This is a genomic window from Candidatus Uhrbacteria bacterium CG10_big_fil_rev_8_21_14_0_10_50_16 (assembly GCA_002774875.1).
GTDB lineage: Bacteria > Patescibacteriota > Patescibacteriia > UBA9934 > UBA11717 > UBA11717.
In genome coordinates, this window is sequence record PCYM01000005.1 from 39,431 (window position 1) to 62,009 (window position 22,579).

A 22,579-nucleotide genomic window follows, 5' to 3' on the forward strand; every position below is an offset into this window, starting at 1 on the left:
CATGCGCGTAAACGCTGTTGTAAATGTGCTACTGGCGCTTGTACTTACGCCCTTTGCCATGACTCCCACGACGAGCCCTTCTTCTGTTGCACTCTCGGACGTTATTGCGCGTGCCGTGCAGATCGAAACGGGTTCTTTTCCATTAGCGGGACATCGCGGACCTCAGCGTGTAGACGTGCAAAGTCTCGGTGTGGTAACAGACGCGCCCAGCGTGTTGATTCGTGACGTAGAGACAGGGGTACCTCTTATGCAGCGCGGGGAAGAGATTAAACGTCCGATCGCAAGTATTACAAAATTGATGACAGCGCTTGTTTTATTGGAAGACTACACATGGAATTGGGAAGATGCGGCAACGGTCAAGCAAGAAGACGTGACGGTTGGCGGCCGTTGGTATTATCGATTTAATGACGCGCTGAACATGGAGGACTTGTTTACCATGATGCTGGTGGCATCTGGGAACAATGAAACACACGCGCTTGTACGAGAGGTTGGCGCAACACAGGAAGAATTTGTGGCAAAAATGAATCGCAAAGCGGAGCAAATTGGTATGCAAAATGCCACATTTGGAGATCCTATCGGGCTTGATCCTCACAACGCAGCCACGGCACAAGACGTCATGGTGTTATTGAACGAGGCGCTGCAACATGAGGAGATTGCCAGTCGTGTAGCACATGGGTCGGTTCACGTGGTTTCCGGGATTGGAAACGTTTATGATGTGGAAGGAACGAATGAGCTGTTCCATTCGTTTTTAAATCAGTCTCCGTATAAAGTTGTTGGAGGGAAGACGGGATCATTGGACGAAGCGGGCTATTGTTTGACGACGCGCATTGAGCGTGATGGACATTTGGTGGATGTAGTCGTGCTTGGTGCGAGTCAACCTGAGGCGCGATTTTCTGATGCAAAAGACTTGGTGAGCTGGGCGTTTGACGTCTTTTCTTGGGAGAGAGATTTATGATCGACATGGTTGTACAACAGTTTCAGGGAATCTCCCCTGCATGGGCGACGTTTTTTATTGCGATGTTACCGATTTTAGAGGTGCGAGGAGCGGTTGTGCTCGGTATTGAGTTTTTTCATTTGCCGATTGTTTCTGTTATGGGCCTCTCGTTTTTTGGAAGTGTGATTCCGGCAATCTTACTTCCGGCACTCCTTGAGATTGTTGAACGACCGTTGCGTAAAGCGGTTCCGTTTGTGGATCGATTGTTCGTTTGGATCTCGCAACATGTGGAACATCGCTATACGGATAAATACCGTGCGATGGGATCTCTGGGGTTAATCCTTTTTATTGCCATTCCACTTCCCGGAACGGGTGTGTGGACCGGTGCACTTGCGGCGTGGATTTTCTCCATTCCAAAACGCTATGCCATCCCGGCAATTATCATGGGCACAGGCGCTGCAACATTGATTGTAACGCTCACGACCCTCGGGGGTTTTGCATTATTTAGGGCTGTTGTATGAGAATTGGGATTGACCTGACGTGGCAGGGTAGTCAGCCAGCAGGTGTGGGAACGATGGTGGGAGAAGTGTTACAGGAGCTCGCATCTCGTAGAGAGATCGAGCTTGTTGTGTTTGTAAAACAGGGTGTGTTGCCTCAAAAAGAATATGGTCACGTGGTAGAAGTCTCGTTGGGTGTGGGGAAGCATTTGAACCTTTATTGGTCGATAAAACAAGCACGGTTGGATGTTCTGTGGCAGGTGGGAGATTGGTTACCGTTGTTATTGCCACGTGATTTGCGGACGATTCAAACGGTGCATGATCTTATCTCGGTGGAGCATCCAGAATGGTTTCCGCAAACAGGCGTCTCGCGTTGGTGGTCATGGAATATGCGGGTGAAGCACGCGATTCGGGGCGCAACCGTCGTCCATGCAATTTCAACGTGGACTGCCGGTTGTATTTTACGGTCTTTCCCAGAGGTGAAGGATCGAGTCGTGATGGCGTATCAGGGAGTACGAACACCGGAAAAAATTCAAAAAACGCTATCGAATGGGATTCATTATCCGTTTGTGTTGATCCTTGGAACGATTGAGCCGCGTAAAAATATTCCCTTTGCCTGCCAATCTTTTTTGCAATTTGCCCAAGAGTACCCAGAGCCTCACCTGGTGATTGCAGGGAAGGAGGGATGGAAGTCGGGAGCATCGATAGAGGCGATTTGCGCGTTACAGCAAGCCTTGCCGGGTCGTGTACATGTACGATCGTACGTGACCGATGAGGAGAAGTGGACATTATTACAAGAGGCGTCGGCGTTATTGATGATGTCACACGCGGAAGGGTTTGGACGACCGGTGATTGAGGCGATGTCGGTTGGAACTCCTGTGATTGCCTCGGCGAATTCTGCGTTGCAGGAAATTACTGAGGACGCCGGCGTGTTAGTCCCACCTGGTGATTTACAGAAGACCGCACGTGCGCTCTGGCGTGTGCTCTATCATCCGTTGCTTACAGACCGTTTGATTCCGCTCGGATTGGATCGCGCACGTTGCTTTTTGACAAGTCAGATGGCGGATCAAGTAATGGTAAGATTGAAGGTCGATTTGATTAATAACAAAACAACCTCCTAGGAGGTTGTTTTTGAGACCTAGAAATATCGCTGAAGGAACACGATGACGACTAGCTGCCCAATGAGACCATAGCGGAGCGGAACGTCTCCGGAACGATCAGAAATAAGATTGTGAAAGAAAAAGTGAAATCGATTAAACCACTCAAGCGATTGCACCTCCCACGCCTCGTAAATGCCATTAATAAAGTCGGGTAAAACCGATCCAATAATACCCATGGCAAGGACAAAGGAAAGTGTGTGGTCGGGAGAATATGCAAACATGAGTGAGACAACGATCAGGGCAGTGATTGCATCCATGATGACGAATGCAACGGCGCGCTTTTGCGCGGTCTTTGTTTTGTGGCCTTCATAGAGTTCGCGGTCTCCATGAGGGATGATGTCTACAAGGAAGTGGGATCCGAAGCCAAGGGAAAAGGCGAGGTAGGGGTCACCTGTGGCTCCGCCGATGATTGCGCCAATAACGGCGTGGGTGGTTAACGTCATAGTCGATGGGAGTATAACAAACTGACCCGTGAGATCAACCTTTGCTGTGGATGTTTGAGAAATACCCCAGTTATTTGTTGGTGCGAGTTTTTGCGAGGTTATAGTGAAGTAAGAATCTCGTTTGGTCGTCATCGCAGGTTTAAATGTTCTGATGAAGCAGCTATTTCTATTGGTCGTCATTGCGCGTTTACCGGGTTGTGATGAAGCAATGACGGATGGTTGTTTTTGATCAGATCACATGAGATCGATCAAGCCCTGTCGCAACCCAAGAACACGTGTGTTTTGAAAGATAGGGCCACAGCGCGAATCTTCTCAAAACATGCATGTCCGAAGATGAGCAAGCTCGGCGAAGGAATCAGGTGTGATGAATAATGTGGTTACGGTCCCTCTCCTGTTCAAAGTAAAACACCCATTACTGGGTGTCTTGCTTTGGTGATAGAGGGTGAATCGCCTTCACCTCTCAGCTCTTCAGCGCTTCGGGTTTGGTCCTGGTCTCGCGGCGCGTCCTGCTGGCCGCACATCGCTCCGACCGTTCGATTCCTTTAAACAGGACGCAGGTCCTGTTCTCTCCCTCGCCTCAAAGTAAAACACCCATTACTGGGTGTCTTGCTTTGGTGGGCGAAGAGGGAATCGAACCCTCACACTATTGCTAGTACAGGATTTTGAGTCCTGCGCGTCTACCAATTCCGCCATTCGCCCTCCGGTTTGTACGCAATACGAGAAAATCCGTGAGACCGTCTTTTCTGCGTAGGCGAGGGCACTGTACCTTAATTCTAGGGACCCGTCAACGGCTATTGACCCATCTTCTTATTCTTGGTATAGTGCCGCATGTCAGCGAGGCGGGGTAGCTCAGCTGGTTAGAGCGCAGGCTTCATAAGCCTGAGGTCGGGAGTTCAAGTCTCCCCCCCGCTACCACAGTGTTTACACGTGGATGGGGTCAGAGAGCTATTGCATCGTTTTCACAATATCGCGGGGTAGAGCAGTCAGGCAGCTCGCCAGGCCCATAACCTGGAGGTCGTGGGTTCAAATCCCACCCCCGCAACCAAAAACATCCGTCGCAGACGGATTTTTTTGTTGAAAGGGAGGATTTGAACCAGAGAGGAAAACTATGATAAAATGACTCTACTATGTCAACAGAACGACCATCCTTTAACGATGCGTTTCGCGTGTCTAAACGAGCACAAGAAAAAAACCCTAATGGGATTTACGCCGCAAGACGTGATTATTATACGTTGGGAGAGGAATGGAAGGAAAAGACAGAAAAAGAACTGAGTGAAAAAGATAGGTCTATTATTGAGGCAGCTCGCAATACGGTAGGTCAGGTAGTACGAAAATGGGTGCCGAGTGAACAGCTTCAAGACGATGTTCCGGTAGCCTTGTCTGATAGAAATGCCTTTATTGTGCATGGGGGGGCGATGGTAGAGCGTATTGAAGATTCTGACTATGGTGACGCGGATCTGTTTTTAGCCGCCGTGCACGAGCAGCTACATGCACGATCTTTTACGGATGCCGTTGTTACGAATACGTATAAAAAGACTCAGGCTGGTTTGGATATTATTATTGAATCTCCGAAAGAAACACGCCGTTATTTTCAGGGGTTGAACGAGGCTTGTACCATGGATTTAGAAACGCTTGGTTATGGACTACTCCCAGATGAGCACACATTTAAACAAGCCATTAAGGATCGTGCAGAGGAAGTTATAGCAACGATCCAAGAAGAGGATCCGTTAACTCGTATTCTAGAAACGATGCCTTGGATTGTGACCATGAAGCGACGCGAAGAAGATTCTGAAACATTCCGAGTACTCAGTCATTATTATGAGGATGTGTTTATTCGCTCGAGAATGACGGTGCATATTGCGAAGACGTTACCAGAAACCTATGCAGACGCGAATCAGGTAGGTGAGGTAATAGAGAAGGCCTATTTTACGGGTGACTTTCATGAGTTGAAGAGCGCGATTCGAGAGGTGTATGGACCAAAGGGGATGCTTATTGCCTCTAGGTGGCGGACGGTAGAAAAGTTTTATCCGCCCGAGGTGATAAAAAAAATAAAGCAATTTTTCTCTGGGAAAGAATGTGGAGATGTAGACCAATTACTTCGTGAAGTAGAAGTTTCCGTGTGCTCAACCTGTTTAGAAGAAACAGGTGGAAGCGTGTGTCTTCATTGTGGTGCAAAGCGAGAGATGGACCGAAAGAAGAATAAAGAAGAAACGATAGAATGTAAATTTTGTGGATCGTTCATAGGGGTCTCGAACGGTGTTTGCCGTGAGTGCGGTTCATAAAAAAGGTGTCCCCCCGCACCGAGGTGGTGCAGGGGGAGCAGGAGATTTCGAATCTAGAGGAAGACCATGAACACCCCGCGAAGGATGTGCGACGTGGTATCTTCCTGAGGAGCTACGTAGTACTGGAGGCCGATGAGGATGGGCCCGACCGTTGCCGTGACCTGTGGGCCAAAGGTCACGCCGGCGTTGAGCTGCTCCACCTGGAACCCCACGTGAAGTGGGAGCTTCCACGGAGGCGTGAAGCTCGCTTCGTAGTAGCCGTAGTAGTCATGGACGTCCTCGGCGAAGTAGCCATCTCCCTCCAGGAAGATGGCGATGGCGTCGTCCAGGAGGTTGATGCCGAACCAGAACGACGCTAGCGCCGCTGTGCCTCCGCTTGGCGTCCAGTGCCCCGCCACGCCCACCTGGGGCGAGAACCAGACCGTGGCGTACTTCTCCTTGAACGTGAACTTGGGCCCCACGTACCCGAACAGGGCGTGGGTGCCGTCCTCGGGAACCCAGAACAGGTGCCCCGACGCACGCATGGAAACGTGCTCCGCCTTGTCCATGGCGTGGCTCTCGCCGTGGACCGCGGTGAGCACCTGGAACGGCGCCAGAACGTCCTCAGCACGAGCCGGGGACGCTGCGGCCAGGAAACCGATCAACAGAACAATCAGCATGCGATTCATGAAGTCCTCCGGGAATGGGTGAATAGCGGGCGAACCTTAGGATATTTGTGGCTATTTGTCAATACATTGGTTCGTCCACAGGGTGCAAACTCCTGGATTTGCTATACTTAACGCGTTAAACACTATGGCGCAAGTCTACGCAATCGTAAACCAGAAGGGAGGAGTTGGAAAAACCACCACGACCTTAAATCTGGGGGCTTATTTGGCTGCGGCCGGTAAGCGGGTACTCTTGGTGGATTTGGACCCGCAAGCAAACGCAACATCTGGTTTGGGGATCAACCATCAGGAGTTGGAACAAGGTTTGTACGATGTACTCATTGGGGAAAAATTACTCGCAGACGTACGATTCCAAACGCCGCATGAGGGTCTTCACGTGGTCCCAACGAGTCAAAATTTGGCCGGTGCAAGCATCGAACTTGTGGGGCAAGAACAGCGCGAGTTTAAACTCTCGCAGGCCCTGCAAACCGTTGCCGACGAATACGACTACATCCTCATCGACTGCCCACCGTCGCTCGGACTCCTGACGCTTAATGGATTGGTTGCCGCGGATCATGTGGTGATTCCTATTCAGGCGGAATACTATGCGTTAGAAGGATTGGGACAGCTGTTACGCACCGTTGAGTTGGTGCAAGAGAATCTCAAGCCAGAACTCAATGTGTTTGGTGCGGTGATTACCATGTATGACTCGCGTACCAAGCTATCCAAAGATGTTCTTACAGAACTCTACAAGTATTTCCCTAATAAAATATTCCGCTCGGTGATTCCGCGTTCGGTGCGGTTAGCGGAGGCTCCCAGTTTTGGACAAACAATTCTCGGTTACGATCCAGGAGGAAAAGCGGCACGCGCGTACGAGCGACTTGCAACAGAATTTCTTCTGCGAGATGAACAGAATACGCACGAAGCAACAGTATGAAAAAATCAACAGGTCTTGGAAAGGGTCTCGGGTCGCTCATCCCAGAAAAACCACATCGTGTAGAAGGTGGCTCAACGCGCATGGTAGAAACCGTGGTGAGTGTGTCGTCGCATCCAGAAACAACGTCTGGACGCGTTCTTGAAGTATCGGTAAATGCGATCGTTCCAAATCCACGTCAACCACGTACGTATTTTAGTCCAAGCGAGTTAGAGGATTTAATTGCGAGTATCAAGACGTACGGAATCATTCAACCACTGGTGGTGACGCAAACGCAGAATGGGTATGAGTTGATTGCGGGTGAGCGACGATTACGTTCCGCTAAAGCCGCTGGATTGGAAATGGTCCCGGTGGTTGTGCGTACGGCAACTGAGCAAGAAAAATTGGAATTGGCATTGATTGAGAATATTCAGCGTCATGACTTGAGCGCCGTTGAGGAGGCACGATCGTACAGGACGCTCATTGATTCGTTTGATCTTACACAAGAGGAAGTCGCAAAACGATTAGGTAAAAGTCGTAGTGCGATTGCCAACACGGTACGGCTGCTTGAGTTAAATGACGAGATGCTTCAGGCATTACAAGAAGGGGAGATTACACGGTCTCATGCACGTGCGTTACTTGCACAGCAAGATCTTGTCTTGCGCGATCAAATGTTTTTGCAAATGCTGAGTGGTGATATGACGGTACGTGAGGCAGAGGAGATGTCGACCGTTAAACAGACACGCAAGAAAGTGGCAGCCGTGCAGGATCCTAATCTGGCAGAGCAGGAACGCACATTGGAATCTATCTTTGGCACAAAAGTGCGGATTGAAGAAAAACCAAACGGGAAAGGAAAAGTGATGATTGAGTATTATTCCAAGGATGATTTGTTTGCCATTTTGGATCTTGTTGGAACTGTCCAAGTATAAATGATCGTTTAAAAAAAACACCGAGCACGCTCGGTGTTTTTGGTTTATTTTTTCATCATGTTGTCGATCCATTGTTTGACCTTGCTCTTGGTAGCGGATCGGATTTTGTTGCGTGCCTGGCTGGTTTTAACAAACTCGAGCCACTCGGGATTTGGGTGTCGACGCGATTTGTTGGTAATGATGGTGCACATATCGCCTGATTTTAACTCTGTACTCAACGGAACAGCTTGATCATTTACCTTGGTCGCCACACAGGCGTTACCAATTTCTGTATGAATCGCATAGGCAAAATCGACAGGGGTAGAACCTTCCGGTAGGTCGATTACATCTCCCTCGGGGGTGAGGACAAAAATACGGTCTTGAAATATGTCGAGCTTCACGTCTTCGAGTCGTTGCAAAAAATCTTGTCCAGCCGCCATCTCTTTTTGAATGTTTGCAAGATCATCAATCCACGGCATGGTCTTAAGAGGCTTTTGACTCCCATTGGATTTGTAATGCCAATGCGCCGCAATTCCATATTCTGCATGGTCGTGCATCTCTTTGGTACGAATTTGAAACTCCACGATGCCGCAGTTTTCGTCAAACACCGTGGTGTGAAGTGATTGGTACCCGTTGGGCTTTGGCTGGGCAATATAGTCCTTAATCCGACCTTTAAGCGGCGGCCAATGGGCATGGAGCACACCGAGCACGGCGTAGCAGTCTGCAATGTCTTGGACGATTATGCGAATGGCGACGAGGTCGTAAATCTTGGTGACGTCTTGGTGATAACGCAAAAGTTTTTTCCAAAAACTGTACAGAAACTTTTTGCGTCCCATGACGTCAATGGCCTGAATTCCGGCCTCTTCCAGTAAACGCTTTGCTTCCTGGATTGTTTTAGTAAGATCACCTTCACGAAGCATTGCGGTTTTTTCTAGGAGTTCTTTTGCTTCTTTGAATTCCTTAGGCTCGGCGTATTGAAAGGCTGCATCTTCTAGACGTCCTTTCATGTCTCCCATTCCTAATCGACTTGCAATGGGTGCGTAGATCTGCAAGACCTCCTCAGCAATACGCGCGCGTTTTTGTACGGGTCGCGCATAAAGTGTTTCCGCATTGTGGAGGCGATCGGCAAATTTAATAAACACCACGCGGACGTCTTCGGCCATCGCTAAAAACATTTTACGAAGGTTTTCTGCGTAGCGTTCAATCCCGCGGTATTTAACCTTTCCAAGCTTTGTAACGCCCTGCACCATGTTCGCAATATCTTCTCCAAACAAAATTTGCACGTCCTCGATGGTGGTAGATGTGTCTTCGGGAACATCGTGCAAGAGCCCTGCGGCCACGACACTAAGGGGCAATTCCATCTCGGCAAGGCGAACGGCGGTAGCAATGGGGTGCACAAGGTAGGGAGCACCCGTATAACGACGTTGTTCGCCGTGTGCGGTCTTAGCAAAATCATAGGCTTGGCGTACTAAACTCAAATCTGGATCTTGGTAATGCGCGTGAATCGTGCGTTCAAGATCGTCCCAGCTCCAAAGTCGTTCGGTGAGGGTCGTTGTTTCCATACAAGAGATCGTAACCTAGCAAAATTTTGTTGTAAAGCGAACAGGCCTGCGGTAGACTGGCAACATTGAATCGCAACGTATGAGTGTATGGCAAAACGAACAAAAATGACACGCGCCGATAAAGAGGCGCTTGGGGCAGAACCGGGCGATCCTAGTGTTGATGTTCTGTCAGACGAGAAGAAGAAGGAGCAATTAGAGCGGGCGCAAGATCAACGATTACATACGTTGTTACACGCGGTTCGATTACATAAGCGTCTTGGCACCCTCCTGGAGAAGATTCCTGTAAACAAGCGCTCTCCCGGGCAGGTTGCACATGACGTAAATGCACAATTGAGGGAACTGGTCCCCTTGTTTGAGACGTCTGGGATTGTGACAGCAAGCATGAGTCAACAAGATATCGACGCACTTCGTCTCTCGCTACTCGTGATCCCAGAGGGAAAGTCTTCTGTTGATATTGTCCGTGAAGGTCATCAAAAATTAGAAAAAGCATTAAATGCTATTCGGTCTGCAGCAAAAATTGCACCGGAGGATCGTGATATTGTTTCAGCAAACCATTTGGAAAATAAGGTTGGTCTATTGCGTCGCACGCGAGGGATTGAGCGTGGTATTGGACGATTGCAAACGGAGTGGCGTGCCCGTGGACCGAAGGCTCCCAAGAATGCCGCTGAGGCGGCAGCGGTCCTTAAGCCATTTATTGAAAGTTCTGCAGAGGTACTGACGATTGCCTCCCAGGGTGATCCAAAGGAAGTGAAGGTATTTGTGGATCAATTGCTTGCGGAGTTGCAAAAGGTTTCATCTCTTCGCGAAGCGTATGTCTTAACGCGCGAAAAATTACAAGGGGTCCACGATCTGGTTTTGGAGAATTTGTCGGGTGATCATGTTCGTGAGCAACAGCTCCTGCAAGGTGTGTTGGACGAGGAGGAACAATGGCATCAACGCGCGCAACATCCAGGGAAAGAGGCGAAAGTTGCATGGGATGCGGCGTACAAGCAGGCACGAGAAGAGGCAAGGGCGGCAATTGATGCGCATAAGAGTGCACCAACGACTGCGGAGGATACGGTGGATGTGGATGCAGCCGTGGCAACTGAAACGGTTGACGGAGACTCCGCGATTGTCGAGGACGTGCCTGTCATGGAAGAGATACCGGAAGAGGTAAAGGTTGAAACAAGACCGTCGGCGGATTTGGCGGAAAAGACACGTCGGCTCAAAGAGTGGGATACACTTACGCGACAATTTGCCTCGGCGCAGATGTTTTTGTTGAACCCGGAGTTTGCCACGGATGCCGATATCTCGCAGGCGGATCGTGCGCGAACAGTAAACGATATTGTTCGACGTGCGCTTATTACCTCCGAACACACAGGTGTTTCCACGGCTGATTTGGATATGCTTCGCGGATTGTTGGTCAAGGACACGGATGTAAACGGGAAGACGTGGCAAAAGCAATTACACACGATTGAGAAAGCCTTGCAGCAGTTGCGAGGACGATCATTGAATCAATTGAAAGTGACCGTGGAAGAGGAACAGCGGACGCAGGAGGCCTTGGATGTGGCACGTGTGTCGGCGCCTGTTGAGGAGGTTGTCGAAGAACCGGCCGCTTTGGATGCGATTGAACCTGTTACCGAGCAAACGTTTGCGCAGTATTGGGAAGAGTTGCAGGAGGAAGATTCGTCCTATGCAAATGCGTTAGGGATGGATGGGGCGTTGAATTTGTGGGAAGAGACCGCGGGGGCGGTGGATGCAGAGTCTACGGAAGAACCACTGGATTCAGATCCATTAGAACATGCAGAGAATACATCAGATGTGCTGCCATGGAGCGATGAGGATGTCACGGAAGAAGTGGATCAGATTGGTGCCAAGCAGTTGGAGAATATTTGGGAAGGTAGGGAAGTGTTTGGGCCTGTTGAGCGTCCAGTGTCGGGTCCTATACGATCGGAACCGAAGGAAGAGGAAGTTAACATGGAAGATACATTAGATGTGCCGCCGGTGGAGGAGACACTTTATATTGGATCGCCAGATGATGCTCCGGAGGTATTGAGCGAAAATGTTGTACAGGCGTTTGAATCGTTGTTTAAAAAGCGTTATGGAGAGTCTGCGCCGGATGGAGTGGTTGTAACACGGGGAGAACGACGTGGGCAAATGGTGGTGTCGGGCGCACGGTTGGATTATATTTCCAATGAAAAATTGAGTTACAAGAGTGATGAGGATCGGGTCGTTATCTCTAAGGACGGGTGTTCTTTTATGGTGATCGATGCCATGGGTGGCATGGGGAATGGGGATATTGTGGCGGACGTGCTGGCGGCGCACGTTGCCGCAGGGGAGGATGAGGATTTATATCAATCGATTGTTGCAGCACAACGGGAGCTTTTGAATATGCAACGTGATTACAAAATTGACGCGAGAAGTGGCGCCTGTTTTGCGTCGGGGGAGCTTACATTACAAGGAGACGACGTGGTGTTGGAGACCATGCATATGGGAGACGTACGTTTGGTGGTGCGTGGCGCCGATGGAACGGTTCGGTTTGTGTCTCGCGATTTCTCTCATGTTCAGGATCTGGTCGATAACGGAATTATTGAGGCGGATCGCGCGCTCTATCACCCAGATCGTAATAAGGTGACGAGCGCCGTGTCTGCGGATTGTGTTCCAAAAAAAGATGGGTTGATTTATGACCGAGAAACGAAGCGAATTATTGCGGCGGTACAAGATCTTGTAGATCGTGGGTTGAAGCCGGAGACGGCAACGGCATTGTTGGAAAAAGCGTGGGAGGAGATGCAAAAAGGACTTCACATGACGGATGCTATTGGTCGCGCAACGATTGTTTTGCAAGAGGGTGACGAGGTGTTTGCGCTCACGGATGGGTATACGGACAATTTTACAACGGAGGAGTTGTTGGATCTTTTGGATACGCATGATGGAGATTTGCAGATTCTTGATATTCTTACAACTGCACGTGTAGAGGCGTACGAGAAAGGGAATGTTGGGTCATCGGTGTATCGACAAGTACATCCAACATTCGAAGATGGCTATAAAACACTACCCAAGGATGACGATCGCGGTTTGATGCGACTTAAGGTTCGTAATCTGTCGGATTTAAAGGGGTATCTAAAACAAATGAAGAGAAAAACAGGAACACCGCAACCAAACGGATCTCCTTCTGATCCAAATCCTCAGACAGAATTGCCGGTGTTGTATACGGGGGAAAGAGATGAGGAGACAGAAATACTACCTCCAACGTCGATTCACGATCGTGAGAGGGATCGTTTTACGGATGTGATAGACGTTGAAGAGGAGGATGGATTGGAAAAAGGACGAGAAATGAGACAATTGCCACCTCCACCGCCAGATGTGTTTGATCTGCACGAAGCGGCCCGAGGTGGGCGTGATGCAGAACGTATGGTGGCGCTCGATGCAGCGCGACGGGCGGCGATGGAGGAAGAAGAGGAGGAGGAAGAAGCGGGTGAGGGACTTGCGGCGGCAGCCGTGTTGGCCGCGGCGGCGGCAGCACGTGCGCGGGCCGGAGATGGGGGAGGTGGTGCCGGATCTCCACCGGGTCTTGGAAGAAGAGCGTTAGATGCGTTTAGTGGTTCCTGGGGATCGCTCTTAGCAGACACAGCGCTCATTAACTGGGGCGGAGGATTGCTTAAATGGGGTACAAATCTTCCCGGGCGTGCGATGGACGTGGGCGACGAGATTTTGGATCGTATACAAGATTTCTTCCACGGGTTGTCCTTTAGCTGGTTGCCGTTTAGCTCTAAAAAGACGTTTAAGGACCGTGGAAAGCTCGCCATGACGGCAAAAGAGAAAGATGACTTTGACGCTTCAAAGAAAAAAGCTGCGTAATTACGCAGATTTTTTGGTACGCGGAGCGCGTGTCTTTTTTGGTGTGTTAAGCAGTTCCGTTGCCTGTTCGGGCGTAATCGTCAATACCGTGTAGTCGGCCTTGGCTGGCAAACTGCGCGATTCCTCGCCTGCTTTTATGTAGGGACCAAATCGTCCCATTTGCGCGGTGATCGGTTCTCCTTTCCATTCACCGAGTGTTCGTGGAAGTGAGAGTAGCTGGAGCGCGGTCTTAAAATCGACATCCTCAAGAACCATTCCTCGTAGGAGACTTCCGCGTTTTGGTTTCTCTTTGTTCTTCTTCATCTCCTCTGTTTGCTCACCAAGCTGCACATAGGGACCAAATCGTCCCGTGCGCAGCGTGACATCTAGCCCTGTCTCTGGATCTTTGCCAAGCGACTCGGGCTCCACCTCTTCACGTTTGGATCCATCTTTGTTGAGCGGGATGGTGTGCTTACATGCGGGGTAGTTGGAGCAGGCCATGAACTTTCCAAAGCGACCAATCTTGATCACCATGGGGCTCTGACATTTGTCACAGACCTCATCTGTGGTTTCCTCGGTCAACTCTTTTTTATCGAGTGATTTGTCTTTCTCAATGAGCGTCTTGTGAAACGGTTTGTAGAACGCGTCGATCACAGGTACCCATGCGGTTTTTCCTTCTTCGATGTCGTCAAACTTCTGCTCCATGTCGGCAGTAAAATCTTTGTCGACGATGTGTGGGAAGTGCTCCACGAGCAAGTCATTAACCGTGTAGGCAATGTCTGTTGGCGCAAGACGCTTGGCCTCATCGCGTTCCACGTATCCACGATCGATAATGGTAGAAATGGTTGGCGCAAAGGTAGACGGTCGTCCAATGCCGTGTTCTTCCAATTCTTTGACGAGCGTTGCGTCGGAATAACGTGCAGGTGGCTCGGTAAAATGTTGCGTGGGTTCCAATCGTTGCAGGGTGACGGTATCGCCTTGCTGCATGCTTGGCAGTAGCAACTCCTTGGTGGTGTCTGGGTAGAGTTTGAGGTACCCAGGGAAGGTAATCACGGATCCTGTGGTACGGAACGACCCTACATCTGAGCTCATAAGCACGGTGTCCTTGGTCAACAAGGCTTCCTTCATCTGTGTGGCAACCGCACGACGCCAAATAAGGTCATATAACTTATATTGACGAGGGTCGAGGTGATCTTTGAGGGACTCGGGTGTACGTGTTGGATCGGAGGGGCGAATGGCCTCATGGGCCTCTTGTGCTCCCTTGCTTCCATTTTTAAATACGCGCGGCTTGGAGAGGGCGTATTCGGCTCCAAACGTGGCTTGCACGTAGGCATTGGCTTCCTGCAAAAATTGTTCGGACAGGTTGAGCGAGTCGGTACGCATGTAGGTAATGAGACCCGTCATTCCTTCTTTTCCAAGACGGATTCCCTCGTACAACTGCTGTGCTAAGCGCATGGTTTGCTTAGAACTAAATCCAAGACGACTGTTGGCATCTTGTTGTAATGTAGAGGTACGGTACGGAGGTTTTGGTTGCTTCTTTGCGGCTTTTTGCTCAATAGAATCAATAACGTAGGGGCTTGCGAGCAATGTCTGCGTCATGGTCTGCGCATGCTCGGCGGTTTTGATATCCATTTTACCAACCTTCTTTCCTTGGAAGGTTGCGAGCTTTGCTTCAAACTCGGTCTCCGTATGCTTCATGAACGCGTCCAAGGACCAATACTCCTCTTTGTTAAACGCGTCTCGTTCACGCTCGCGCTCCACTACAAAACGCATGGCTACGGATTGTACGCGACCCGCCGAGAGTCCTCGCGCAACTTTGTTCCACAAAAATGGTGAGAGCTCATACCCAACGAGGCGATCCAGCACACGACGCGCTTGTTGTGCGTCTACGAGGTCGAGGTTGATGTGGCGAGGCTGACTCATAGCCCGCTCAATAGCGGACTTGGTAATTTCGTGAAAGACAATGCGCTTTGCCTTTTTTGGATCGATCTTTAACACGCTTGCCAAGTGCCATCCAATAGCTTCTCCTTCGCGGTCGTCATCCGTTGCGATGTAGATTTCTTCGGCCTTGGAGGCAAGGGATTTAAGCTCTGCGACACGAGCTTTTTTGTCGGCAGGAACCTCATACTGAGGGGCGTAATCTTTGTCGATCTCAATGCCCATTTTTGACTTTGGAAGGTCGCGAATATGACCAAAAGAAGACGTGACCTCGTAGGCGGCGCCCAAAATCTTCTTGACGGTTTTTGCTTTTGTTGGAGACTCAACGATTACAAGACGTTTTCCCATAGATGGTGGTTTCGCAAGGGATAATGCGGGACGGGGGGCGGTCTGTCAAGTTTTGTGTTCATATTTTTGTTCTGTTTCCTGTGTTTCTGTGGGTTTCCTTTGTTTTACCTCCCCCTTAGCAAGGAGGGGACGGAGGGGCGCTGGGTTGTTTGGTCTGTTATCTGTTTTTGTCATCCTGAGCGGAGTGAGTTGCACGAATGGAGTCGAAGGACATTGGCCGTGATTTCTAGGAGAGATGCTTGCGAAGATATTGGCCAGGGTCCTTCGGCGGGCTCGGGATGACGGATTGGGATGACGGATAGGTTGATCACAACTTCGTAGGATCGCAATGATGATCAAAAAAATGTTCGTATCAAATATCCTTACGAACTGACACAACGGGTAGATGAAACAAGATCGGCGGTTAGATTGTGGGATGCGATATTGAAACAAGGAGACTAATAAGCACGCACCACGTAGCCGCCGGGGAGGATTTGCACGAGACGTTTGAGCTCCATGAGGGTGAGGTGGCCGGCAAGACTGGTGACGGGCATTGCAAGCGTGCGAGCAAGGTCGTCAATGAGGGTGGGTTCGTGGTCAAGCTGATCCAGAATGGATTGATCCTGTGGGTTTGTTGAGATGCTGTGAGAGACCACCTGCGCAGCTTGGGATGCCTCGAGATCTATCACCTCCAACACGTCGTCGGCGCAGGTGACGAGAGTGGCGCCTTGGCGGATAAGGGCGTGGGTACCTTCGGATCGGTCTGATGTAATCATACCAGGCACGGCGCAGACCTCACGGTTTTCCGAGAGGGCACAATCGGCAGAAATGAGACTACCCGATTTAAGCGTTGCCTCTACAATAAGAATGGCGCGTGACAAACCAGCCACAATACGATTGCGCTGTGGAAACTGATAAGGTTCTGAGGGCGTCCCAATGGTCTGCTCACTCATCAAACATCCGCCAGAGGCTAGAATGTCGCGTGCCAGCTGTACATGGAACGTGGGAGAGATGTGGGACTCGTCTAAGCCTCCCGCCAATACCGCGATGGTGTATCCGCCGACTTCCAGTGTCGCTTTGTGCGCGTCGCCGTCAATCCCAAGTGCGAGCCCCGAGACAATCCCAAATCCGTGACGTGTGAGATCGCCCGCAAGACGTTTGGCAACAAGGTGACCATAACTGGTTGCGCGGCGTGAACCAACGATGCTTATGAGAACTTGATCGGCTGCAGGAAGCGTTCCTTTGAAGAAGAGCAGCGGAGGAGGGTCGTGTATTTCTTTGAGCAATGTTGGGTAACGCGGGTCAGTCCATGTAAGGAATTGTACTTGGTGCTGCAAGAGAAGTTGTTCTTCTTTTGCCAGATCGAATGTGTGCTGAGTCGTGTGAATACGCTGACAAATAGCGGGAGGGATGTTGTGTTGATCGATGGTGTCAATGAGCGTTTGAGGAGATTGCAAACGCAACAGCACGCGTCTTACATGCGTGCTGTGGAGGACATGGGCGCGCGCGAGCACGAGCCATGCAAAACGGAGATCTTGATCCATGGGTCCTGGGTTTAGGTACGATCCAGGGGAGGGGCCACGATACACTCGTGGAGTTTATGGATAGATTGCTGAATAAGTTGATCTAATTGTTGACGTTCTGACTCGGTCCATTTGCCGAGCACAAAATCTTCTAATGCGACTTGTGAATTGTCTCCACGTCCGATGCCGATGCGTAATCGCCAGAAGGCGTCGGTTCCTAAGTGCTGTACGAGTGACTTAAGACCATTATGGCCTGCGGTCCCACCTCCTTGTTTGAGGCGAATGTCGCCAAAGGGGAGATCGGCTTCGTCGTGCACCACAAAGATAGCATCGGGAGCAATGTTGTAATACTGCGCGTAGGATTGCACCGCCTCGCCGGATTTGTTCATAAACGTTTGCGGCTTGAGGCAATGAACCGTTACGCCGTCCACGGATGTTTTGGCCGTAAAGGCCTTGTGGGCGTTGTCCTCTTTCCATGTGCCATCCGCAAATGCGTCGAGTACCTGGAATCCAATATTGTGTCGTGTGAGTTCGTATTCCATGCCGGGATTTCCAAGTCCCACTAGGAGCACCGTGTTAAACCTTTTTACTTGGGATGGCATAAAAAATAATCGGTGTTCCCGTGAACCCAAAGGTCTCACGGAGACGGTTTTCCAAGAAACGTGAGTAGGACGCGTGCAGAACATCTGTACGCATGCCTTTAATCACCAATTCAAACCGGGGAGGATTGATTCCAACTTGCTTCAGTCGGAAAATCTTAGGGTGTGCCACGCCTTTCCCACGTGCAGGCTTATGACGCGAAATAGTTTGATTGAGGAATTTATCCAAAGCGTTATCGTCGATGGTTCGCTCACGTTCTTTGAGAATTGTATCAAAAAGCGGGAAGAGCTTGTGAATACGTTGACGTTCTTTTGCAGAAATTGTCAAGATGGGGGCAAAGCGGATAAACGGAAGATGCCCGTAAACGTAGCGTTTCATGTTGGCGACCGCCTGCGTTTCCTTGCCTTCCATAAGATCCCACTTGTTGACCGCAATCACACACCCTACGCCGGCCTGGCGAATAAGACCTGCAAGTTTCTTCTCTTGTTGGTCGATGGGCTTAGTTGCATCTAGCACGAGCACCACAATATCCACACGCTTTAATACTTCTAACGTTTGTTTGACACCCGCGCGCTCCAATCCCTGTGACACACGTGCCTTGCGACGTACACCGGCCGTGTCTACAATAATGTATTGCTTGTTATCAAACTCAACCAACGTGTCGTTTGGCTCACGTGTTGTATGTGCGATTGGGGAGGTAATGAATCGTTCCTCACCCAAAATTTCGTTGATGATGGAAGACTTACCCACGTTTGGTTCACCAATAAACGCAATCTTAGGAAAAAATTCTTCCTTGTAATCCTCTACGTGCTTACCGAGTTTTTGAAACATTTCAAAGAGTGTGTCGAGTAAATCACCTAACCCGTTTCCACGAACGGCACTGACAGGGCGAGGGATTTCTAATCCTGTGCGATACCACTCAGGTTCTGTGACGGTTTCTTTGGTGCGACCGTCTGCTTTGTTGCCGACAACAATCACGGGCTTGTCGGACCCAATGAGGCTGCGAGCAATTTTGAGGTCTTGTTGTAGGAGCCCTTCTTTACTGTCGAGTACCATTAAGATGATATCCGCCTCTTTCATGGCAAGCTCTGTTTGATGTTGGACGACGTCGTCGAAGGTTTCTGTTTTGTCGTATTCGATTCCACCCGTGTCTACGATTCTAAACAGCTGACCACGCCACAACACGAGACCATCTTTGCGATCACGCGTGGTACCAGGAACATCAGAAATCATGGCGCGACTTGTTTCTGTGAGACGGTTAAAGAGCGTCGATTTGCCGACGTTAGCGCGTCCAACCAGGACGGCGGTGGGGAGGGTTGTTGGAGAGGCTTTCATGTGGCGAGGGTAGGGGCTGTTGAACAAACGTTGCGATCGAAGGTGATCAAAATCGAGGAAATGCTCAAAAAATCCTCAGAATGCGTACAGACGTTAGCGCTGTACGAGATTTGCCGAATTCTGCCCTAAAACGATCAAAAAGTCAACTGATGGAGCCACGCTTCCGTCACGGAGGCCCTCATCCTCTAAGGTAATGGTTCGAGGGGTAAGATCGTCGGTAAATAGCCAGCCGGTGACCGTTGTGGCGACGTCGGCTTTTAAATAGGCCTGTAACTCCTTAAGCGCCTCTGGATATTGTCCTTCGGTGAAGTCATAAATGACCGTATGGTCCCAATCGCGGTTGTTGGAATTGGCGACGGAGGCGACTTCAAATCCTTGCCCCTCTAAGAGCTGCGAGGTTCTAAATGCGAGTCCACTGACGTCGGTTCCGTTCTCTATACGAATGCGTACGAGCTGCTGTGGAATGGAATCGGGGGTAACGGGTACAAACGCGGGATTTTCTTCAAAGACATTTGCCGCAATCGTACGAATACCCGACCAATCGTCGTTGTCGGGGAGCAATACGTAGGCGCCGTTTAGGTTTGTCTCGTAAAGCGGACTGTCTGGGCCGGAATCAAGAACATAATGAGTGATTTTCTCCGGGTCCAAATTACGTGCAAAGGTTGCGAGGCGGAGAATCTCCCACGTGCTTAAGTTAGTCTCGATGCTTTCCTTGACGGTGCCAATGAGATCACTAATGCGTTTTGGATTTAAAATCGTGTTGGCAGAAAAGAGTTTGTCTTTAACAGCGAGGAGAATTTTTTGTTGTCGACGAGAACGAGCAAAGTCGGATCCTTCTCCATTCGTGCCGTGACGTGAGCGTGCGTATTGCAATGCGGTCTCTCCGTCCATGTGTTGCCAGCCGGTGTCAAATCGAATAGTCTGCGTGAGGTGATCACTTGTAGGATAGGTGGGATCTAAAAACGCTGTTTCTACGTAAACATCTACGCCGCCGAGCGCATTGAGGAATTTCTCAAATCCTTGAAAGTCAATGCGAACGTAGTAGTCGATCTCTTGTCCAATCAAACCCCCAATGACGCCGGACGCGTATCGCGCGCCGTGACCTGGGTCCTCCAACTCGCCAAAATAGTTGGCGTGATTAATTTTGCGCCAGCCGTAACCGGGGATGGGGATCGCAAGATCGCGTGGGATGCTCATCATGCCAACGTCTCCGGTGGACGGTTTGAGCGAGGTAAAAATAATCGTGTCCGACAAATCGGGACCATCGTGTCCGGCACCACCGATACCCAATAACATAACGTTGACGCGGTCTGTATCTTCTCCAATAAGGGTTCGATCTCCACTCGTCACAAAGGAGGCAAAGGACCTAAAAAATCCCACCTTCTCTCCTGAGTCTGATGCAAGATCAGTTTTGGTCATAGCAAACGAAAATCCTATGCCAATAAGCGCCCCAATAAGAACGGTAAGAAAAAAATAACGTCCAAGCGCCCAGGGACTTGGTTTGGGATTTGGATTGAGTTCAAAGTGGTCTTTGAGGAGATTGATGCGAGGATCATTCATGGGCGCATTCTATCCAAGTTCCCCCTTTGGTGCAACCCTTGATTTTTCCGAAAATTCGTGCTAGTATGCGTTTATATTAGCATTTAACATGTTTACAAAAAAAACACCGACAGAAGAGAGTGCTCCAGTGACCCCGTCCCTCTTGGTCCGTATTTTTGGGCCTGTGATTGGTGGCGTTTTGTTGTTTGGATTGGAAATTATTCAGATTGTCGTGATTGCGGCGGCGATCATTATTCCGATCCGCTACTTTTTGGTGCAACCGTTCTATGTGCGTGGGGCGTCTATGGAACCAACGTTTGAAGATCGAGAATACCTGTTGATCGATGAGGTCAGCTATCGCTTTCATGAGCCAGAACGCGGAGACGTGATTGTGTTCCGCTATCCTCGCGACAAGACGCAGTTCTTTATTAAGCGGATCATTGGATTGCCGGGCGACACAGTGCGTGTGCAAGATGGAAAAGTAACGGTGATTGACTCGGCCCATACAAACGGTGTCGTACTCCAAGAAACCTATGTGTCACAACCGGTGACCTTGGGAAGCGAGTATGTCACCTTAAACCCGGATGAATACTTTGTCCTTGGAGATAATCGTCCGGCAAGTATGGATTCACGCAGTTTTGGTCCTATTAAGTCAGAACATATTGTAGGGCGTGTCTGGTTACGCGGATTACCGCTGGATCGCTTCTCGATCTTTGAGACCCCTACCTACGAAGCCCTTACCGAATAATTATGGCAGACAGCAAAGACGTGGCAGCAGATAAAAAGAAAGTAAAAGCATTAGAGACATTGCGTGGTATGCGCGACATTCTTCCGGATGAGCAAATCTACTGGGAGTACTTCCGTCGTAAGGCGCGTGAGATTGCGGAAACGTATTCTTACGGCCGCATTGAGACACCGATTTTAGAGCAGGAGAAATTGTTTAGCCGCACCTTGGGTAAACAAACGGATGTGGTGGAGAAAGAGATGTATTCCTTTGATGATAAAGGTGGAGACAAGGTTGCTCTGCGACCAGAGGCCACCGCGTCCGTGGTACGCGCCTACATTAATCACGGTATGCTCAACCTCCCTCAGCCGGTAAAGATGTGGTACATGGGACCGATGTTTCGGTACGATCGTCCACAATCGGGACGGTATCGACAGTTTTATCAGTATGGATTAGAGGTGATTGGTGGAGGAGATTCTGTGGTGGATGCGCAACTTATTTTGATCGCAACCAAGTTGTTTGAAGATTTGGGGCTCAAAGTAAAAGTGGAGATTAACTCGATTGGGACCGCCCAAACGCGACAGGAGTATAAGATTGAGTTGGTGGCCTACGCACGGAAGAACAAAAAAGATTTGTGTGAGGATTGTATGCGTCGTATGGCCAAGAATCCGTTGCGACTCTTGGATTGTAAAGTGCCGGCCTGTCACGAGGTGATGAAGAACGCGCCACAGATTGTGGATTGGCTGGACGACCCGTCGCGCGATCACTTTATGGAGTTGATTGAATATTTAGATGAAGTTGGTGTGCCGTATGTGTTGAATCCGCACCTTGTACGTGGGTTGGACTACTACAACCGAACGGTATTTGAGATTGTGCCAGACCGCGGAGATGATTCCGAGCCAGGGTCGCAATCCGCCCTTGCCGCCGGCGGACGTTATGATGAGTTGGTGGAGATGATGGGAGGACGCGAGGAGACACCGGCCGTTGGATTCGCGGTGGGAATCGAGCGTGCTATTTTGGAGATGAAGCAGCAGAACGTGGAACCTCCTGCATTGTCAGCGCCAGATGTGTTCTTTGCCCAGCTTGGAAAGGAGGCGCGTCGGACATCGCTGCGCTTGTTTGAAGAGGTACGCGCGGCAGGATTCAATGTAGTGGAGGCGTTTGGGAAGGCAAGCCTCAAGGCACAGTTGGAGAGCGCTAATAAAGTTGGTGCGCATGTGGCCGTGATTTTGGGCCAGCAAGAAGTGCAAGATGATACAATTATTGTGCGAGATATGGATTCGGGGTCGCAAGAAACGATTCCGATTGAGAAGTTGATCGACAACCTCAAACGCATCCTCAAGTAATAAAAACACCACCCGCGAGGGTGGTGTTTGTGATAAGATTTGATTAAGTGTCGATGGATCGTGAAGAATTGTTGAGGATTAAGATAAG

General features: G+C 49.9%; 17 protein-coding genes and 3 tRNA genes. 11 read left to right on the forward strand and 9 right to left on the reverse strand.

The features are described from left to right. Position 1: 1 nt before the first annotated feature. Genes COV06_02750 through COV06_02760 form a run of 3 tightly spaced genes read left to right on the forward strand, consistent with a single transcriptional unit; the run spans position 2 to position 2,552 of the window. Complete coding sequence (locus tag COV06_02750; protein PIR47579.1) at positions 2–955, forward strand: hypothetical protein; 954 nt, start codon at positions 2–4, stop codon at positions 953–955. Then, positions 952–1,455: a ligand-binding protein SH3 gene (locus tag COV06_02755; GenBank protein PIR47580.1), complete on the forward strand. Its 504-nt coding sequence runs from the start codon at positions 952–954 to the stop codon at positions 1,453–1,455. The genes COV06_02750 and COV06_02755 overlap by 4 nt, the downstream gene beginning before the upstream one ends. Then, positions 1,452–2,552, forward strand: a complete 1,101-nt coding sequence (locus COV06_02760) for a hypothetical protein (protein PIR47581.1) — start codon at positions 1,452–1,454, stop codon at positions 2,550–2,552. The genes COV06_02755 and COV06_02760 overlap by 4 nt, the downstream gene beginning before the upstream one ends. A gap of 17 nt (positions 2,553–2,569) precedes the next feature. Here COV06_02760 and COV06_02765 read toward each other — a convergent pair whose 3' ends face one another. Beyond that, positions 2,570–3,166, reverse strand: coding sequence for a hypothetical protein (locus tag COV06_02765; protein PIR47582.1), 597 nt, complete (start codon positions 3,164–3,166; stop codon positions 2,570–2,572). A gap of 480 nt (positions 3,167–3,646) precedes the next feature. Then, positions 3,647–3,733 (reverse strand) — tRNA-Leu (locus COV06_02770). 139 nt (positions 3,734–3,872) lie between these two features. Between COV06_02770 and COV06_02775 the strand changes: the two genes are divergently transcribed. The 3 genes from COV06_02775 to COV06_02785 all read left to right on the forward strand — a co-directional run bounded on the left by COV06_02775 (position 3,873) and on the right by COV06_02785 (position 5,316). Further along, positions 3,873–3,949 (forward strand) — tRNA-Met (locus tag COV06_02775). Between the two features lie 53 nt (positions 3,950–4,002). Then, positions 4,003–4,079 (forward strand) — tRNA-Met (locus tag COV06_02780). A gap of 82 nt (positions 4,080–4,161) precedes the next feature. Further along, the gene (locus tag COV06_02785) at positions 4,162–5,316 is read left to right on the forward strand and encodes a hypothetical protein (GenBank protein PIR47583.1); all 1,155 of its coding nucleotides are present in this window, start codon (positions 4,162–4,164) and stop codon (positions 5,314–5,316) included. A 53-nt stretch (positions 5,317–5,369) separates the two neighbouring features. Here the strand turns inward: COV06_02785 and COV06_02790 are convergent, their stop codons facing one another. Continuing rightward, positions 5,370–5,984: a hypothetical protein gene (locus tag COV06_02790; GenBank protein PIR47584.1), complete on the reverse strand. Its 615-nt coding sequence runs from the start codon at positions 5,982–5,984 to the stop codon at positions 5,370–5,372. A gap of 124 nt (positions 5,985–6,108) precedes the next feature. Here COV06_02790 and COV06_02795 point away from each other — a divergent pair, with 124 nt between their 5' ends. Next, a complete protein-coding gene (locus tag COV06_02795; protein PIR47585.1) occupies positions 6,109–6,897 on the forward strand; it encodes a chromosome partitioning protein ParA in 789 nt (262 codons plus the stop codon). Then, positions 6,894–7,802 carry a hypothetical protein gene (locus COV06_02800; protein ID PIR47586.1) on the forward strand — a complete coding sequence of 303 codons (909 nt, stop codon included), beginning with the start codon at positions 6,894–6,896 and terminating at the stop codon, positions 7,800–7,802. The genes COV06_02795 and COV06_02800 overlap by 4 nt, the downstream gene beginning before the upstream one ends. 44 nt (positions 7,803–7,846) lie before the next feature. Here COV06_02800 and COV06_02805 read toward each other — a convergent pair whose 3' ends face one another. Beyond that, entirely contained in the window at positions 7,847–9,343 is a 1,497-nt protein-coding gene (locus tag COV06_02805; protein PIR47587.1) for a hypothetical protein, read from the reverse strand. 87 nt (positions 9,344–9,430) lie between these two features. Between COV06_02805 and COV06_02810 the strand changes: the two genes are divergently transcribed. After that, positions 9,431–13,180, forward strand: a complete 3,750-nt coding sequence (locus COV06_02810) for a hypothetical protein (protein ID PIR47588.1) — start codon at positions 9,431–9,433, stop codon at positions 13,178–13,180. Here the strand turns inward: COV06_02810 and COV06_02815 are convergent, their stop codons facing one another. The 5 genes from COV06_02815 to COV06_02835 form a co-directional block, all read right to left on the reverse strand. Beyond that, the gene (locus COV06_02815; GenBank protein PIR47589.1) at positions 13,181–15,445 is read right to left on the reverse strand and encodes a DNA topoisomerase I; all 2,265 of its coding nucleotides are present in this window, start codon (positions 15,443–15,445) and stop codon (positions 13,181–13,183) included. 437 nt (positions 15,446–15,882) lie between these two features. After that, positions 15,883–16,968, reverse strand: coding sequence for a DNA-protecting protein DprA (gene dprA / locus COV06_02820; GenBank protein PIR47590.1), 1,086 nt, complete (start codon positions 16,966–16,968; stop codon positions 15,883–15,885). Positions 16,969–16,979: 11 nt separating this feature from the next. After that, complete coding sequence (locus tag COV06_02825) at positions 16,980–17,549, reverse strand: aminoacyl-tRNA hydrolase (GenBank protein ID PIR47591.1); 570 nt, start codon at positions 17,547–17,549, stop codon at positions 16,980–16,982. Then, positions 17,524–18,882: a ribosome biogenesis GTPase Der gene (der, locus tag COV06_02830; GenBank protein ID PIR47592.1), complete on the reverse strand. Its 1,359-nt coding sequence runs from the start codon at positions 18,880–18,882 to the stop codon at positions 17,524–17,526. The genes COV06_02825 and der overlap by 26 nt, the downstream gene beginning before the upstream one ends. A gap of 93 nt (positions 18,883–18,975) precedes the next feature. Continuing rightward, positions 18,976–20,442 carry a hypothetical protein gene (locus COV06_02835; protein PIR47593.1) on the reverse strand — a complete coding sequence of 489 codons (1,467 nt, stop codon included), beginning with the start codon at positions 20,440–20,442 and terminating at the stop codon, positions 18,976–18,978. A gap of 88 nt (positions 20,443–20,530) precedes the next feature. On the opposite strand from COV06_02835, the gene lepB reads away from it, so the two are divergent. After that, positions 20,531–21,169 carry a signal peptidase I gene (gene lepB, locus COV06_02840; protein PIR47594.1) on the forward strand — a complete coding sequence of 213 codons (639 nt, stop codon included), beginning with the start codon at positions 20,531–20,533 and terminating at the stop codon, positions 21,167–21,169. A gap of 2 nt (positions 21,170–21,171) precedes the next feature. Next, positions 21,172–22,491, forward strand: coding sequence for a histidine--tRNA ligase (locus tag COV06_02845; protein PIR47595.1), 1,320 nt, complete (start codon positions 21,172–21,174; stop codon positions 22,489–22,491). Positions 22,492–22,579 lie beyond the last annotated feature (88 nt).

Excerpts from the sequence above, each read along its gene's own strand:
- COV06_02750 (PIR47579.1), top strand. The coding sequence starts at position 2 with ATGCGCGTAAACGCTGTTGTAAATGTGCTACTGGCGCTTGTACTTACG.
- COV06_02755 (PIR47580.1), top strand. The coding sequence starts at position 952 with ATGATCGACATGGTTGTACAACAGTTTCAGGGAATCTCCCCTGCATGG.
- COV06_02760 (PIR47581.1), top strand. The coding sequence starts at position 1,452 with ATGAGAATTGGGATTGACCTGACGTGGCAGGGTAGTCAGCCAGCAGGT.
- COV06_02765 (PIR47582.1), bottom strand. The coding sequence starts at position 3,166 with ATGACGACCAAACGAGATTCTTACTTCACTATAACCTCGCAAAAACTC.
- COV06_02785 (PIR47583.1), top strand. The coding sequence starts at position 4,162 with ATGTCAACAGAACGACCATCCTTTAACGATGCGTTTCGCGTGTCTAAA.
- COV06_02790 (PIR47584.1), bottom strand. The coding sequence starts at position 5,984 with ATGAATCGCATGCTGATTGTTCTGTTGATCGGTTTCCTGGCCGCAGCG.
- COV06_02795 (PIR47585.1), top strand. The coding sequence starts at position 6,109 with ATGGCGCAAGTCTACGCAATCGTAAACCAGAAGGGAGGAGTTGGAAAA.
- COV06_02800 (PIR47586.1), top strand. The coding sequence starts at position 6,894 with ATGAAAAAATCAACAGGTCTTGGAAAGGGTCTCGGGTCGCTCATCCCA.
- COV06_02805 (PIR47587.1), bottom strand. The coding sequence starts at position 9,343 with ATGGAAACAACGACCCTCACCGAACGACTTTGGAGCTGGGACGATCTT.
- COV06_02810 (PIR47588.1), top strand. The coding sequence starts at position 9,431 with ATGGCAAAACGAACAAAAATGACACGCGCCGATAAAGAGGCGCTTGGG.
- COV06_02815 (PIR47589.1), bottom strand. The coding sequence starts at position 15,445 with ATGGGAAAACGTCTTGTAATCGTTGAGTCTCCAACAAAAGCAAAAACC.
- dprA (PIR47590.1), bottom strand. The coding sequence starts at position 16,968 with ATGGATCAAGATCTCCGTTTTGCATGGCTCGTGCTCGCGCGCGCCCAT.
- COV06_02825 (PIR47591.1), bottom strand. The coding sequence starts at position 17,549 with ATGCCATCCCAAGTAAAAAGGTTTAACACGGTGCTCCTAGTGGGACTT.
- der (PIR47592.1), bottom strand. The coding sequence starts at position 18,882 with ATGAAAGCCTCTCCAACAACCCTCCCCACCGCCGTCCTGGTTGGACGC.
- COV06_02835 (PIR47593.1), bottom strand. The coding sequence starts at position 20,442 with ATGAATGATCCTCGCATCAATCTCCTCAAAGACCACTTTGAACTCAAT.
- lepB (PIR47594.1), top strand. The coding sequence starts at position 20,531 with ATGTTTACAAAAAAAACACCGACAGAAGAGAGTGCTCCAGTGACCCCG.
- COV06_02845 (PIR47595.1), top strand. The coding sequence starts at position 21,172 with ATGGCAGACAGCAAAGACGTGGCAGCAGATAAAAAGAAAGTAAAAGCA.